Origin of the sequence: Hoskinsella mucinilytica, assembly GCF_045223415.1 — a bacterium.
Taxonomy (GTDB): domain Bacteria; phylum Bacillota_I; class Bacilli_A; order Erysipelotrichales; family Erysipelotrichaceae; genus Hoskinsella; species Hoskinsella mucinilytica.
Genome location: NZ_JBEQZJ010000001.1, coordinates 96,765 through 113,347, shown reverse-complemented (window position 1 = coordinate 113,347; position 16,583 = coordinate 96,765). Strand labels below are relative to the sequence as shown.

Annotated in this window: 16 protein-coding genes; all 16 read right to left on the bottom strand. The window is 35.7% G+C overall.

From position 1 onward, the window contains the following. Positions 1–94 precede the first annotated feature (94 nt). Positions 95–481 (bottom strand): hypothetical protein, encoded by a 387-nt coding sequence (locus UGRO018_RS00525; RefSeq protein ID WP_416324493.1) that lies wholly within the window; start codon positions 479–481, stop codon positions 95–97. After that, positions 482–994, bottom strand: coding sequence for a LytTR family DNA-binding domain-containing protein (locus tag UGRO018_RS00520; protein ID WP_416324492.1), 513 nt, complete (start codon positions 992–994; stop codon positions 482–484). After that, on the bottom strand, positions 991–2,442 hold the full coding sequence (locus UGRO018_RS00515; RefSeq protein ID WP_416324491.1) for a hypothetical protein: 1,452 nt from the start codon (positions 2,440–2,442) through the stop codon (positions 991–993). Before UGRO018_RS00515 ends, UGRO018_RS00520 begins: the two co-directional genes overlap by 4 nt. Positions 2,443–2,624: 182 nt before the next feature. Beyond that, the gene (locus UGRO018_RS00510; protein WP_416324490.1) at positions 2,625–3,371 is read right to left on the bottom strand and encodes an LPXTG cell wall anchor domain-containing protein; all 747 of its coding nucleotides are present in this window, start codon (positions 3,369–3,371) and stop codon (positions 2,625–2,627) included. An 11-nt stretch (positions 3,372–3,382) separates the two neighbouring features. Further along, on the bottom strand, positions 3,383–4,339 hold the full coding sequence (locus UGRO018_RS00505) for an LCP family protein (RefSeq protein ID WP_416324489.1): 957 nt from the start codon (positions 4,337–4,339) through the stop codon (positions 3,383–3,385). Further along, positions 4,332–4,994, bottom strand: coding sequence for a CpsD/CapB family tyrosine-protein kinase (locus UGRO018_RS00500; protein WP_416324488.1), 663 nt, complete (start codon positions 4,992–4,994; stop codon positions 4,332–4,334). The genes UGRO018_RS00505 and UGRO018_RS00500 overlap by 8 nt, the downstream gene beginning before the upstream one ends. Continuing rightward, entirely contained in the window at positions 4,991–5,743 is a 753-nt protein-coding gene (locus tag UGRO018_RS00495) for a YveK family protein (RefSeq protein ID WP_416324487.1), read from the bottom strand. The genes UGRO018_RS00500 and UGRO018_RS00495 overlap by 4 nt, the downstream gene beginning before the upstream one ends. A 517-nt stretch (positions 5,744–6,260) precedes the next feature. Next, positions 6,261–7,163 carry a permease-like cell division protein FtsX gene (ftsX, locus tag UGRO018_RS00490; protein ID WP_416324486.1) on the bottom strand — a complete coding sequence of 301 codons (903 nt, stop codon included), beginning with the start codon at positions 7,161–7,163 and terminating at the stop codon, positions 6,261–6,263. After that, a complete protein-coding gene (gene ftsE, locus UGRO018_RS00485) occupies positions 7,156–7,845 on the bottom strand; it encodes a cell division ATP-binding protein FtsE (protein ID WP_416324485.1) in 690 nt (229 codons plus the stop codon). The genes ftsX (UGRO018_RS00490) and ftsE (UGRO018_RS00485) overlap by 8 nt, the downstream gene beginning before the upstream one ends. A gap of 57 nt (positions 7,846–7,902) precedes the next feature. After that, positions 7,903–9,294: a murein hydrolase activator EnvC family protein gene (locus tag UGRO018_RS00480; protein ID WP_416324484.1), complete on the bottom strand. Its 1,392-nt coding sequence runs from the start codon at positions 9,292–9,294 to the stop codon at positions 7,903–7,905. Beyond that, the gene (ftsX, locus tag UGRO018_RS00475) at positions 9,291–10,175 is read right to left on the bottom strand and encodes a permease-like cell division protein FtsX (RefSeq protein WP_416324483.1); all 885 of its coding nucleotides are present in this window, start codon (positions 10,173–10,175) and stop codon (positions 9,291–9,293) included. Before ftsX (UGRO018_RS00475) ends, UGRO018_RS00480 begins: the two co-directional genes overlap by 4 nt. A gap of 4 nt (positions 10,176–10,179) precedes the next feature. Continuing rightward, positions 10,180–10,869, bottom strand: coding sequence for a cell division ATP-binding protein FtsE (ftsE, locus tag UGRO018_RS00470; RefSeq protein WP_416324482.1), 690 nt, complete (start codon positions 10,867–10,869; stop codon positions 10,180–10,182). 140 nt (positions 10,870–11,009) lie between these two features. Beyond that, complete coding sequence (locus UGRO018_RS00465; RefSeq protein WP_416324481.1) at positions 11,010–11,873, bottom strand: YitT family protein; 864 nt, start codon at positions 11,871–11,873, stop codon at positions 11,010–11,012. 357 nt (positions 11,874–12,230) lie between these two features. After that, a complete protein-coding gene (locus tag UGRO018_RS00460; RefSeq protein WP_416324480.1) occupies positions 12,231–12,743 on the bottom strand; it encodes a hypothetical protein in 513 nt (170 codons plus the stop codon). 370 nt (positions 12,744–13,113) lie between these two features. Further along, a protein-coding gene (prfB, locus tag UGRO018_RS00455; RefSeq protein ID WP_416324479.1) for a peptide chain release factor 2 occupies positions 13,114–14,212 on the bottom strand; the annotation gives its coding sequence in 2 pieces (ribosomal slippage) (positions 13,114–14,139 and positions 14,141–14,212; 1,098 coding nt in all). 12 nt (positions 14,213–14,224) lie between these two features. Beyond that, complete coding sequence (secA, locus tag UGRO018_RS00450; protein WP_416324478.1) at positions 14,225–16,570, bottom strand: preprotein translocase subunit SecA; 2,346 nt, start codon at positions 16,568–16,570, stop codon at positions 14,225–14,227. Between the last annotated feature and the right edge of the window lie 13 nt (positions 16,571–16,583).

The window sequence follows — 16,583 nt, the reverse complement described above, 5'->3', positions numbered from 1 at the left end:
TTAATTTACGTGATATATCATACCATATTTATCCTTTAATGATAAGTCCTGCACTCTAAAACGAAAAGAATGTCGTTTCGACATTCCTTCTTCTTTAAAGCTGTTCTTGTATTTTCTTTAATTGTTCATTTGCTTCTTTGAACATAAACAATTGATATGCCATCAATATAACAAGATAAACATAGTAGAGCTTCAAAAATAAAGTTACATAATAAGGCACATTCCAAAGCAGGATACAGCTTATAATTAATATGAAATAGATCCATTTACTTTTTTTATAAATCATAGGTAAAAGATAACACCAGCATTCCATCCATAAAGCAGTAATACATGCGATCACAAAATGATACAACATGACTCCACCGCTAAACCCTGTCATCATACGTTCTTCCATTTGGTTTAAATACATCATTTGGATCATAGAAAACACGATACAGATAAAGAAAGTAGATACTGCATGGGAATACATTCTGTTTTTCATCTAATCACCTCTTTCTAATTTTGCTTTAAACATTTTCCAATATTGCCTAGAACACTCTAAACATACACCATTGACCATTTCCAGTGTATAACAAGAATTTAAAGCAGGCATGATACATTTGATCTTTCTTATGTTGGCAATCATACTTTTGTTGATCCTTATAAAGCCTTCATCTTCTAAAAGTGCTTCTGCTTCATATAAACGATAGGATATCGTATAGGAATGTTTCAGGGTATGAAGATAGGCTTCCCTACGATAACCTTCGATATAAACAATGTCATTGGTTAGAATCGGATACCATCGACCATCCTTTTGTGCCATGACGGTTTTTCTTTGTCGGTGCATCATTAAGTCTAATACCTCATGGAGTTCTTCTAACTGAGTTGGATCAAAAGTGATATGAACTCCTTTTGCTTCACAACCGACTTGAACCAAGGTTACTTGTAAATCAGCATAAGGTAATAATTCTAACTCCAGCTTCTTACGCTGACATTCCTCACAAATCAACCTCATGATACCTTCTCCAAAGGTAATTCGATGGTTTTATCTGATGCAGTTCCTCCCTGAAATACGATGATAAGTACAGCTTGATCATAATCAATCGTAGATTCACTTTCAAACACACGTTCATCCCATGATTGATTTCCTCCCCAATAAGCATCAAGATACCCTTGATGATATGGCATAAAACTGATATTCTCCATTGTGATCGTATTACTACGTGCGACTACGACATCTTTCTTACGATATTCCATTTGAAATTTCATTGTGTCATAATCTCGATATTGTGGTAAAGCAAGCATAGATATCTGCATATCCGGTGTTGTCAACAAGGAGGTATTTCCCGCTAAGATATGTTTTACACGAATGCCAGAACCCTTTCCTTCATAGACCAAAGCATCACGATTTTCAATTTCATAAGTCTGATCAAAAAGGACTTCCTTTTGTTTATCATAAAGGCAAACCTTCATCTCTATCACATCATTAGAAGCAACCTCTATGGAATCAAAGCGCATAGATCTATTCATACGCATTTGATAGCCTTCCGCTTTCTCCACAACTCTGGCAGTAACCATGTCATCCTTTTCATCTTCAACTTGTGTGCTTGTATCATACATATCGACCTTATTTCCATTCTTCAACAAGGTTACGTTCATATAAAAGGTTTGTTCCATCAAAGCTTCATCTTTTGTGTAGAAAAACGGTTCATCATATTCTAACCCTGTCATCACATTTGGCCATGTTACATCGATTCCCAAACCAGTCAAATAGGTATCGTCCACTTTTGAGCTTTCATAAAATATCGGTATTTCTTTTAGAGAAGATGTATTCGTCAGCATGCTCTTTAGATAAACACCTTGTGTCAAATATAACGCAACAATGGAAACGAATAGGATAGTGATCACAAGAACGGTATGCTTTTTTGTATGAGGAATGTGATATTCACGATATTCCAAAACTACCATATGTTCTAATTCTGAATTCACTCTACGACATAACAGAATGATCCAAATTGCCAATAGGAAACGTATGAAAACAATAGGAATCATGATCTGTGTGGTTAACACCTGAAACCCCGATAACAGATAAATACCTATAGATAAAACATATGTTGCCACATACAGTATTGTAAAATAACGCATACTTTTTTGAATCTTATCATTGCATTCTTTTTTTACCGCATAAAGTACACTTAATACCATCCATGGTTCTGTGATATCTATCAACCATCTTACCTGTTGATCTGGCAAGGTAAACACAAATACTGTTATAAGAATACACAGTATCATAGAAATAGACAATAAACGATGATGCATTCTTCGTTGTACCTGATACAGTCCCATGAGCATAAAAATATAGACCAACGAATGTAATCCCGAAAGTGGAATAAATAATGAAAAATTAAGTCTAATCGGAAACATAAGCAGAAAATATGCAAACGCCAATATTCCAAATCCCATACCATCACCTTCCTTCAACTATATTGTATCTATGATGTTTTTCTTCGTATAGCTTTTATGTTCCTACCTGCAAAAATCGCATATCAAGTTACATATAGTATAACAGATATTTCCTTCTAAAATAAAAAAACACATCTCATTTTATTTAAGATGTGTTTCATTCTTACTCTTTTACGATACTGTTATGCGTTTGCTTTTCTTTTAAACAAATAAACAGCAGCACCTGCCAAAATTACTAATCCTGACATATAATAAATTGAGTTATTCTTTGTTTCTACTACTTCTGCAGTTCCTTTGATAATATCGTTTGGTTTTGATCCATTACCATAATCCTTGATATTACCGATTTCAGATACTTTATCTTTTGGTACATAAACGACAGCAACTGGAGATAAATCTGGGAATGTTACTGTTACTGATTTAGTGCTATAATCAACAGCATCTGGAATCAATAATTCCCAAACATTACGTACAGTACTATAGTGAAGAATTCTGATAACACCGGCATTTGTTGTTAGATTTGGAACTTCCCATGTCATAGTGACATTTTTAGCATCTTTGATTGGTTCTCCTGTAGTTTGGTCAATCAATTCAAGATTCTGAATGCTAGTTAGCATTGCGACATGCTCCATCTTGACACCATCACCTGCTGGAAGATTTACCTTTTCATTGTTTAATACTTCCAATAGCTTTGTAGGATTTTCATTCAACTGTTCGATTTCTGTTACTACTGCAGCAGAAACTACCGTTTTATCGAATGTGGTTTTGAAGCCAGCCTTTACGCTATCCTTTTCGACTTTTTTGCCATCGATGATAATCTCATCAGACACAGCTCCGTTTTTTGTTACACTTCCTAATGCTGAGATGCTACCAAGACTTAATGCAAAAGCCATAGCAGCTGCCGCCATAATTTTGAAACTTTTCTTCATACTTTTCACCTTTACCTTTCTTTATAAAACAACCTAAGTATCAGATCATTCTTTGCGCTTTCATCGATCCAATATTCATCATGAAAATCGCCTTGTTTCTCTTTACCTGTCAGGTTGTAGAAACCATTTGTGTCAAAATCATATGTCATTACCATTTCTGCATAAGCATCCAATTCATTTAATGACAGATTTGTTGTCACTTGATCATACACACTCGCCATCTTTTTGACTGTGGTTTGAAAATCTGCTGTTAACATAGATTTCAGCTTTTTTATATATGCATCCATATATGCTTTTTGTCGCATGCGTCGCATTTCACTTGAATATGCCACATTCGTATTTCTAGATCTTAGAAATTTCTCTGCAGTATCTGCTGTTAAAGTAATTTCTTTTCCTTCATCCCATCCCATATTAAGATATGATAAGGAATCATCAGGAACAACTACGTTTAAATTACCGACAATATTTTGGAAAGAAGCAATCGTTGAGACATCAGCTGTCACAAAATTAATCACCGGTATATCATTCAACAGCTTTGAAACAGCTGACATTGTTAACATACTACCATTTTCTTCTGAAGAACCATATGCATAAGATAATGCTAGATGCTGTGTATCCCATCCTAAATCATTACCTGAGGCATCCTTCAACTGTATTTGGGTCATCGTATCTCTTGATATGGATAATAATTTCATGGTCTCTTTTTCACGATCCATCAATAGAAGTGATATAAAGTCTGCTTGACCCAGATTTTTAGTATCACTGGAATCCACACCTAATAGTAGGATACCAACCAAACTGCTATTGTATTCATAGCTTTTTCCATTTACTTCAACTTGATGATAATCGTGTTGTTCCTCTGTAGTAGCACTAACCTTCGTCTCTTGATTTTTCTTCATCATGACCAAGATACCCGATGTTAATCCCAACAGAATAACCACAATCGCAATGCTGATTTTTTTATTCATATGTGCCATAGTAGCCGTAGTAATAATCGTCCTGATATTTATTTACTCTATTTAATACCACACCAAGCAATTTACCACCATTCCTAATGATATCCTGTTTGGAACGCTGTACTACGATTTTCTTTACATAATCGTTTCTAACGACCAACACAACACCATCGACAACTCGACCAATTATTGATGTATCAGCACCAATACTAACAGGTGGAGTATCTAAAATAATGTAATCATAATTTGCTCTTAGCTTCTTAATAAATTTAGCAAACGTTTCAGAAGACAACAATTCAGATGGATTCACAGGACTCTTTCCACTAAAGATAATGGATAAGTTATCTGTATCTGTTTCATATAAAGCATCATCAATTTGACCACTCAATAATTCACTTAGACCATTGACCTTAGTACGTACTTTCAAAAATCGTTTCATATATGCTTTTCGCATATCGCAATCTATTAAGATCGTTTTTTTGCCAAGTTCCGCAAAACTTTTCGCAAGTTGAAATGATGTATTTGATTTACCTTCTCCAGCAACAGAGCTTGTTACCGCAATCACATGTACATTCTCCGTATATAGAAGATTTGTACGTAAGGATTTATATGCTTCCGCAAGCGCATGTTCTACTTCAAGATATTGAATATCAACCGTACCTATCATGTGTGTGCCTCCCGCTTCCTTTTTCTAGATGCTTTTTCATTTGTTGTTAAAATAGCACTTTCTGAAACGATACACAAAACCGGCAATTCAAGATATCGCTCAACATCCTCAACTGATGAAATACGATCATTAAGAATAAACAACAAGGTAATCGTACCTGCACTCAACAACAAGCCAAGCAACCCACCAATCATAAGATACATCTTATAAGATGGGCTTACCTTATCCTCATTAACAATTGCCTTTTCTATCATATATGGTTCTTTGGCATCGATTTCCTTTACCTCAGATGTACCATATTTTACTACGCTGTTTGTAATGTCTTTTGCTCTTTTAGCATCAACATCTGTTACTACGACTTTTAAGATTCGAGTATCCGTTGGATTACTGAAGCTAATCAAACTACCTAATTCAGTAACCGTCATATCTAATTTTAACTCTTTGATTACCTTTTCTAATACTGGTCTACTTTTATAAATGACTTCATAATCTTTTGTCAATTCAGCACCTAGCTGTAAATCCTGTAATGAAGTAATCTTTGAAGTAGAGCTACCTCGAATATAAATCAATGAAGACGATTGATATTTTGGTTTGACAAATCCGAATCCATAGATTCCGGCAAGTAGAACACCAATGATGATACTTACCATAATCACCCACCAATAATGTTTAAATCTTAACATTAAGGCACGAAGATCTATTTCTATTTCATCAGAAGCAACGGTATGTTCTTCTATCATTTCTTCCATCTGATTCCCTCTTTCTATTCCTATATGCTAAAAATGTTTATAAATGTATGATTTTTGAGATACTCATTTTTTGTGAAAAATTTCCAATAAATGGGTGAAAAAAGGCTATTTAAATAAAAAAAAAGACGATTTTCTAAGAAAATCTATCTATTTCATAACCTATACTAAAATAAACATAGCATGCCCATTTCTATCTATACGAATTCATTCTACTACATATGAATAACTTTTTCAAGAAATTTTAGCAATTTATGGTAAAATACTATACATAATTATCTTGTTTCATACATATAAATTCATTATCCTTTTTAAATACATCTATCGTTATTCATTAACAAATGGTATCCTTCATGAATTCTTTATACTTACAAGATTAAATCACAATCACATACAACATTCTTTCAAATAATAAAAGCATCGAATAACCTAATATATAAAGGTTATTCGATGCTTTTTCGATTTTAAAGTGTCAAACTTTAAATACTATTACATATGTTTGTTAGGATAAAGAGGAATATTATCTCTTCCAGTGAAGGTATTTGGTCGTTGAGAAGAAGCTTCCTACTAAACCTACTGCCATACCACTTATCAATAACAATCCACAAACCTGTAATCCGAATGGATTTACCGGCAATAATCCAAACATACTATTTACGATTTGTCCTCCCATCATATCATAGAGATAGGAATAACCAAAGTAGGCAATCAAACAAGGAATGATAGCACCTAGAAGACCAATCAACATTCCTTCAATCATAAATGGAACCTTGATATACCAATTGGCAGCCCCTACATTACGCATAATAGAAATCTCATTATTTCTTGCGTAAATGGTCATTTTAATTGCATTAGAGATCAGGAATATTGCCAGTGCACTTAATAATACAACGAAAATCAAACCGCCTGTTCTGATCTTATTCAACATTTGAACCATCTGAGAAACACTGGTACCACCATATTCCGATGCTCTGACACCTTCTATTTTTCTTATTTGTTCGTTGACTTCCTTAATCTTGTTTGCGTCTTTTACAGATACAAAGAATGCATAAGACATTGGATTCTCATCACCACGATACATGGCGAATTCTTCACCCATTTCTTTGATATATAACTCCAACTCTTGATCAGGATCAGATAAAGATACTTTTTTCACACCGGATATCGCTTCGATATTTTTCTGTACCTTTTCAATATCCTCATTCCTTGTGAGCTTAACATTCAACGTTGTATGTATTTGTAAATCTTGAGCAACGTTATCGGTAAACTGTCCAACATTTCCGGCAATCAATAAGAAAGCGGCGAACAAAATCAAGGTTACCGTAACTGCACTGGATGCACTTAAGGACATTGCCAAGTGACGGAAGATACTTAGAAATGCAGTTTTGATGTGCTTTGGTAGCGACTTAAAAAATTTAATCATGTTTCAGATATCCCCCCTTCATAATATCTGCGACAACATAGCCTTCTTCTAGACATATGGTACGTTTTTTGAAACGATCAACGATGGTAGAGTCATGGGTAACCATAACAATTGTCGTATGCTCTACTTCATTTATTTTTTCAAGTAATTCCATGATTTCCGCACTTTTCTCAGGATCAAGATTTCCCGTAGGTTCATCCGCAATCAAAACTTTAGGATGATTGGCAATTGCTCTACCTATGGTTGCTCTTTGTTGTTGTCCTCCACTTAATTCATTTGGAAATGATTTTGCCTTATCTTCTAAAGAAACAAGTTCTAAGACTTCTCGTACCCTTCTTCGGATATCGACCTTGTTCATTCCAATGACTTCCAAAGCGAATGCAATATTTTCAAAAATTGTCAGTCGTGGTAACAAACGATAGTCTTGAAACACCACGCCGATATTTCGACGATAAACAGGAACTTTGGAGTGCTTCAGTTTTCCAACATTGATATTTTCCACCATTACAACACCACTTGTCGGTATTTCTTCTCCATCTAACACTTTGATCAATGTTGATTTTCCTGAACCTGTGGGACCTATGATATAGACAAATTCTCCATCATCAATTGCCAGGTTGATATCTCTAAGTGCATGCACACCGTTTTTGTATTCTTTTGAAACATTTTCTAAAAGAATCATACCATCACTCCTAACTTCCGCTATTATATCATATAATTCATCGTTTATGATGATGAATTAATACCCGAAAATCTCTTCCGGTCTTTCTCTACATGGCGTAGCACCACTTGCGCTACAGATTCTAGACAAGGCACTGCTACCCCAGCCGGTTCCCCATGCAAAATCCGCATTGGATTGGAAATAACTGATTGCAGAAGACATGCTCATGGAGCCTAGATTGAATACTTCCACATGAGAATGTGGCCCGGTGACATTACCACTTGCACCAACGCAGCCTAACTGTTGCCCTTTGCTGACTTGCTGACCTGCACTGACCATAAAGTTTTCTTGAGCCATATGAGCAAAACTAACCGCATAAGTCGTAGATCCTACTTGCGTCAAAAACATAATGGTATTTCCTCCACCTAATGGCCATCCGACCCAATTACCGAGGAATCCATCATAGGTACCAACAGGATTATTTGCATATAAAATGATACCGTCATTTGGAGCATAAATCGGTGTACCAACACCTGCTGCAAAATCCATTCCCAAATGGACTCCGCCACCATCATAATACCAAGTACCGGCAGATCTACTTGCTTTGATTGGTGATGTCATCGTACCATTTCCACTGAAATCCAAATGAGAGGCAACAGATGTGTTGATATTAATGATATTACCTTGTAATTCACTTAAATTTGCTTTGACACTACGCATCTTTTGATTCAGATCTGCTTCTTCCTTTTGATATTGATTCAATAGATCTTGTTTCTTCTTTCGGATTTCTTCTGCAGATGCCTTATCAGATTCATTTTGTTTCTTGTTTTCCTCTTCATCCTGCTTCAAACGATCTTGTTCTTCTTTTGCTAAATCAAGCTTCGCCTTTTCTTCTTTTAGCTTATCGATCTCTTTTTGATCACTTTCGGTAATCTTTTGTAAGCCTTCTGCCTTACGAATCAAATCGATCAGATCGCTTGCGCCCATTAATATTTCAATATTGGTATTCGTACCGATAGAAGCTTGACCTTCTAACATACGTTCTGTAATGATCTTATTTCGCTTTTCAATATCACTTGTTTTTTGTTTGATTTCAACGGCTAGCTTTTCGATTTCAGCTTGGATGGTTCTTAAATTCGCTTCATTCAAACTAATTTGTTTATCTATTTTTTTAATTAATTCATCTTGCTGATTGATCGTTGATTGTATCTTATCGATATTGCCTTGTATACTGGAAATCTGCTTATTCAAGTTATTGATGTCATCTTCTAACTCTCCACTTTTTCCGGCATAATACTCTTTAAAGGAAGCACAACGTTGTGCTTCTTGAGTAGTCTCTTGAGCAACCGAACATTTACTCAACCAATATTCCTCATCACTAAAATCTTCTGCATATAGAGTTGATCCCGGCGCAGCCAATACGCTCATACAAAGCAAGGAGGCTGCCATCACTATGTTTACTTTTTTCATCTTCGCCACCTCAAATATTTCGTTACCGCAAAAAAACTTCCCAATACACCTACAATTGCGCCACATGCAAAAAGCATGAGCGAAATGTATAACAAGAATGGAAATGGTTTCTGTAACACAAACATATTACTCAAGAACATCCCATTCATGGATCGATACAAAACAGAATAGCCCACACATGTAAGAAGAATAGGAATCAATGCTCCTATCATTCCAATCAACATACCTTCAAACATAAATGGTGTTTTGATATATCCATTGGTAGCTCCTACATTTCGCATAATTGAGATTTCTGTATTTCTTGTATAAATGGTCATTTTGATCGTATTGCTGATTAAGAAAATCGCCAACAACGATAGCACAAGCACAAAGATAGAACCACCGATCCTTAATGCTTCGAATATTTTGATCATATCATCGATCTGTTCTCCACCATATTGTGCTAATTCAATACCATCCATATCATTTAACTTCTTTGTGATGGTTGGAATATCACTTGCTTGATTCACTTCTACAACAAAGGCCGCAGGCATAGGATTACGATCTTTATATCTTGTAAATACGGAACCATTATCATCAATTAAAGATGCCAACTCGTCTTCACTACTGGAATACTCGATCGCTTTTACTCCTTGAATTGCCTTAATGTCTTTCTGCATCTTTTCAATATCTTTTTCTGTCTGGATAGAATCAATACTTGCATGAATTTTTAAACTGCCTTCCACATGTAACGCAAATTGATTCATATTACCGGTGATCAAAACAAACATTGCAATTAAAATCAGCGTCACCATGACCGCAGAAGCACTGGAAAAGGTCATCGCAAAATGTCTGCCCAATCCCTTTAATGCGGAAATAAAATGATGTGGAATTTGCTTCATAAAGTTAATCATGCTGACGATATCCGCCTTTCGCCAGATCACTTACGATAAAGCCTGCATCTAAGGCTACCGTTCTTTTTTTATAAGTATTTACTAAGGATGAATCATGAGTTACCATGACAACCGTTGTATGTTCTACTTCATTGATTTTTTCCAGTAATTCGATGATTTCTTTTGACATTTCAGGATCAAGATTTCCTGTTGGTTCATCCGCAATCAATACCTTAGGATGATTGGCAATTGCTCTTCCAATGGTAGCTCTTTGCTGTTGTCCACCACTCAATTCTCTTGGAAATGCTTTTGCTTTATCTTCTAAAGATACCAGTTGTAATACTTCTCTAACACGTCTGCGAATGGTTACTTTATCTAATGCCAATACTTCTAACGCAAATGCAATGTTTTCAAATACTGTCATTGTTGGTAATAATCTAAAATCTTGAAATACGACACCGATATTTCTTCGATAAACAGGAACACGTGAATGTTTTAATTTTCCCACGTTGGTATTCGCAACCCATACCTCGCCATGATCAGGTATTTCCTCTCCATCTAAGATTTTGATCAAGGTAGACTTCCCACATCCGGTAGGTCCGATAATATAAACAAATTCGCCTTCTTCAATTTCAAGATTGATATCTCTCAGCGCTTTTACACCGTTTTTATATGATTTTGATACGTTTTTTAAAAGGATCATGTCATCACTCCTTATGCATTCCATTATAACATAAAAATTCTCATATCTACATGAGAATATGTTAGTAAATTCTTACAATTTCATGGGATAGAAAAAAAGATCGATTCTTCTCTTTCTTAACGAAGATATCAATCTTTTCTTTACATTTCTTGTTGATAGGTAAACCCTTCTCCTTGTACTTCGTTGACGTTACTTACTACCATAAAGGCTTCCGGATCGATCATTGTTACGACATGATTCAATGCCGCATATTGCTTTTTATATACGACCACCATGATGACAGGTTTTTCTGTATTGGTATATGCTCCATGTGCATGTAAAACCGTTACACCTCGATCGATTTCTTTAAAGATCGCTTCAATCATTTCTTGTCGTTTTTCTGTAATGATCATAACTTGTTTGGCATCGTGACCACCTAGTGTAATCACTTTATCGATCATTTTTCCACAGATCCACACTGAAATCAATCCTATCATTGCAGCTTCTACACCATAAACACTTGCGCCTAAGATCACAGTTAATCCATCAATGCACATAACTAAGGTAGGTAATGGTATTCCTGTATATTTGTTGATTACCAATGGAGGTATGTCCATTCCTCCTGTACTACCCCCAACTCGATAAACCAAACCGATTCCGATACCGATGCAAATACCACCGTAAAGTGATCCCAGTAAAGCATTTTCAGTGATATGTACATCTTGTAACATTGTAGTTAAAAAAGTGATAAAAAACGGATAAACAAAGGTACTGGCAATTGTTTTCAACGCAAATTTCTTGCCTAATGTCACTGCTCCGACAAGATATAATCCTATCGTCAATACATTTACGACCAACGTTTTATCTAAATGAAACACAGGTTGTAAGGCAACCGCAATACCCGCAACGCCTCCACTTAAAATATTGAGTGGAAATATAAACAATGCTACCCCTGCTGCTATGATAAAATTCCCCAACATAATTGTGATAATGGATATCACATTTTCTTTCATATTCTCTGACATATTCTTTAGCTCCTGACTTATGACTACCATTGCTTATTATAACACGTTTTTATCTTTTATGTGATCCTATATAAAAGCACATCATGAAGGAATCGACTTAAATTCAACATCAAGAATCTTGGCAGAAAGAAGCAATCGTTTGATATCTTTGTAACGTAACGATTCTACATATTGCCATAAATTATCTAATTTATAAATTTAAACTTTTTTTCAATCATACGATTATCACAAAACCCCTGTATCACAAAATTGGAAGCTACTTACTTCATTTTTGTTGATACAGGGGTATTTATTGTCATGATAATGATCCACACATTTGCCTTTTTCAAGAACTTCATAAATATGGCATTCTTTTAATTATTCATGTATCAAATCTTCCCTAATAAATTTAGAAATATAACCGTTATTATGGCAATACAAGAATTTTCCATTTTTATCTGCATACACTTCTGTTCCCCATTCTTGATTTGACTCGAGCTGTTTATTAGGAAGTGTATATGGATCAGAAGTAACACATTCTAATTTGCCAATAAAGTCAAAATTCTCAGGGATTGCCAATCTTTCATTTTTTTCAGTATCTAACCAATACAACTTATCATTATAGAATATTACCGGTTTATAGCCACCATCTGCTTCATCATTATTTTTATATTGCGAAATTATATTTGTATACTCTTTAAACGAACAATGACAATTATCCTTTCTACTAGATTCTATGTTTTTTGAACAACCACCCACTAGCAATGAAATTAATATAATTTCACTTACAAAATAAACCGAACGCATACATTTGACATTGATTGCCCGTTTCAAGCTGTATATTGCACTCATATACAGCAACGATAACGTTACACATATTATTTTTTTCATTTTTTTCTGTAATCTTTTTGATTACTTTCCCTCCTTTTATTGAAAAATCTTTTTAAAAATTATTAACATCAATTAGTATTCATTTGTTCCAGAAACAATAGTTATCATGCCATTGAAACAAAGTATCATATTATGTCAAAGATTTTTATGATATGTCTTATGCAGTGAAAATCAAAGTATTATTTTATATATAATAGTACACTTCGCCTTTTATGTAAAGCGCTTACTTTAAGACACTTACGTCGCTAATGAATTTCAATTCACACTGATAAGAAATATCATATGATCCATTATTCCATTAGGGCTTTTATAACAAGGTTACAGAAAAAAGGACCATATTCCTAATTCGGTTATATGGTCCTATGTGAATTTATACTAATGTTTTTAGATATGCGAAAATGAATGCATCTAAATCACCATCCATGACACCTTGAACATCATTGGTTTCATAATTCGTACGATGATCTTTTACCATACTATAAGGATGGAACACATAACTTCTGATCTGGGAACCCCATTCATTGGCTTTTTGTTCTCCTTTGATTTCCGCAAGTTTTGCTTCTTGTTCTTCTATCAGCTTTTGGTATAATCTACTTTTCAAAACACGTAAGGCTTCTTCACGATTTTCATGTTGACTACGTCCATTCTGACATGTCGCTACCAATCCGGTAGGTTTATGCACCATACGAACCGCACTATCTGTTTTATTGATATGCTGTCCTCCTGCACCACTTGCCCTTTTGGTTTCTACGATCAGATCATCCGGTTTGATATCGATTTCGATTTCATCGTTAAATTGTGGCATCACATCTAATGACGCAAAAGATGTATGTCTTCTTCCACCTGCATCAAATGGGGAGATACGTACCAGACGATGTACACCTTTTTCTGCTTTTAAATAGCCATATGCCATATCACCTTCAACCAAAAAAGTAACGGATTTGATACCTGCTTCATCTCCTGGTAAATAGTCTAAGACACTGACCTTAAAGCCTTTTTTCTCTGCCCATCTGGAATACATACGATACAGCATTTCTGCCCAATCACAGGACTCTGTTCCTCCGGCTCCAGGATGTAGCTCAAGAATGGCACTGGAATGATCATACTCATGCGATAACAGTACCTTGATTTCAAAGTCTTCAAACAAAGGTACCATTTCTTGATATTCCATTTCGTACAATTCAAAAATTTCTGCATCAAAATCTGTTTTCAAAAGCTCTCCGGTTTCTTGAAGTGAGGTCAATGCATGCTGTAGCTTTTCATATGCCTCTACCACATCTTTCAAGCCGTTTAATTGGCGAATGACACCTTGTGCATGATCAGGGTCATTCCAAAAACCTTCTTCCAAAGTCCGGCTATCAAGCTCCATAATTTTATGTTTTTTTTCTGCTAAGTCAAAGTGACTCACCAAGAGAAGTCAACTTCTCCTGATGAGTATTCACCCCTTGTCTGATTTCATATAGTTCCATTGATCGTACCTCTTATGCATTCTGACGCTGTACTTGAACCTTTAACGCAAAGAATACAACCTCTCTTGCTATTCTGCTCATCATTTCTTCAAACATTTGATATCCTTCTTCAATATATGCTTGAAGTGGATTGTTTTGTGCATAAGAACGTAAATGAATACCGTTTCTTAATTTATCCATCATATCAATATGTTCGATCCAGTTACGATCCATATTACGTAACACAATGGTTCTTTCAAATGGTGTAAATTGTTCACGAATATCGGCTACCTTACCATCATATAAAGACCAAACCTTATCGGAACATAATTTTGCTGTATCATCTTGGCTCTTACCACGAATTTCTTCTATCGTTACATTATCCACTTGTTCCAAGCCAAGCAGTTCCAAACCTTGAATGACACCTGCATAATCTACATTATCATCACGCTTGTTATGATCGACATTGGCCGCAACTACATCTTGAATCACACGATCGATCATATCATGTACGACACCATGAACATCTTCATTTTCCAAAACATAGTTTCTTTGTTCATACATGATTTCACGTTGTTTACGTAAAACATCATCATAATCCAACAATTGCTTACGTACATCAAAGTTATATCCCTCAACACGTTTTTGCGCTTGAGAAATTGATTTTGTGACCATCTTTGATTCGATCTGCTGATCTCCAAGGGTATCAAATAGTTTTTCCAACTTTTCTCCACCAAATCGTATCATCAATTCATCTTTTAAGGAAACATAGAAACGTGAGAAACCAGGGTCTCCCTGACGTCCACTACGTCCACGTAACTGATTATCGATACGTCTTGATTCATGACGCTCACTACCTAATACTGCAAGTCCACCCAATGCCTTTGATTCTTCTGTTAACTTAATATCGGTACCACGTCCTGCCATATTGGTCGCAATGGTTACTGATTTTGGACGTCCTGCTTTTGCGATGATATCTGCTTCTCTTGCATGGTTTTTCGCATTCAATACTTCATGTGGAATATGTGCTTTGACCAACATCTGGTGTACAAGTTCACTTTTCTCTACAGAAATCGTACCAACCAAAACCGGTTGTCCTTTTTGATATAACTCTTTTACTTCTTCTACCAAAGCATTGAATTTTAAACGTTCATTTCCGAAAATAGCATCCGGATAATCAAGACGTGCTACTGGTCGATTCGTAGGAATCACGATAACACGCATATTATAAATATCTAAGAATTCTTCTTCTTCGGTCTTAGCAGTACCGGTCATACCTGCCAATTTATCGTATAAACGGAAGAAGTTCTGGTAAGTAATCGTAGCAAGTGTACTCGTTTCTTCTTTGATGGATACCCCTTCTTTGGCTTCAATTGCCTGGTGTAGTCCATCTGAATATGCACGTCCTGGCATCGTACGTCCTGTAAACTGATCAACGATAACGATTTCATCATCTTGAACCACATATTCTACTTCATTCTTCATGATGTAATTTGCTTTTAAAGCCTGTGTAATATGATGTACCAATTGCGTATGCTCAATATCATATAAGTTCTTGATCTTAAAACGACGTTCCGCTGTTGTTACACCTTTTTCCGTCAACATGATCTGTCTGGTTTTTTCATCTATTTCATAATCATCGCCTTTTAAAGATTTCGCAAATGCATCTGCTTGAAGATATAGATTTGCTGTTTTCTTTGCGCCACCGGAAATGATAAGTGGTGTTCTTGATTCATCGACCAAAATAGAATCGACCTCATCGACGATTGCGACATGCAATCCACGAAGTACACGATCCTGAATTTTTGTTACCATGTTGTCACGTAGATAATCAAAACCTAATTCTGCATTGGTCGTATAAGTAATATCACATTCATAAGCAGCACGTTTCTCACTTGGTGTCAAAGGTCTGGAATTCACCCCAACACTTAAACCAAGGAAACGATAGATCTGACCCATCCATTCCGCATCACGTCCTGCCAAATAATCATTGACAGTAACCACATGTACACCTTTTCCTTCTAAAGCATTTAAGTATACACACATCGTAGAGGTCAAGGTCTTACCTTCACCGGTCTTCATTTCTGCGATGTCTCCACCATGCATTGCTGCTGCACCCATGATCTGTACCTTATATGGGTATTCTCCGATCGTACGCTTTGCCGCTTCTCTTGCGACCGCAAAAGCCTCTACCTTAATATCCTCTAGGGTTTCTCCATTCGCAAGACGATCTCTAAATACCTGCGTCTGGCCCTTTAATTCATCATCACTCATTGCCTCCATGCGTTGTGCAAGAGCAATCACCGCATCGGCTGTCTTCTCTAAATTATGCAGTATTTTCTTTTCACCGCTGAACATGCGTTCAAACACATTTGCCATAAATATCCTCCAT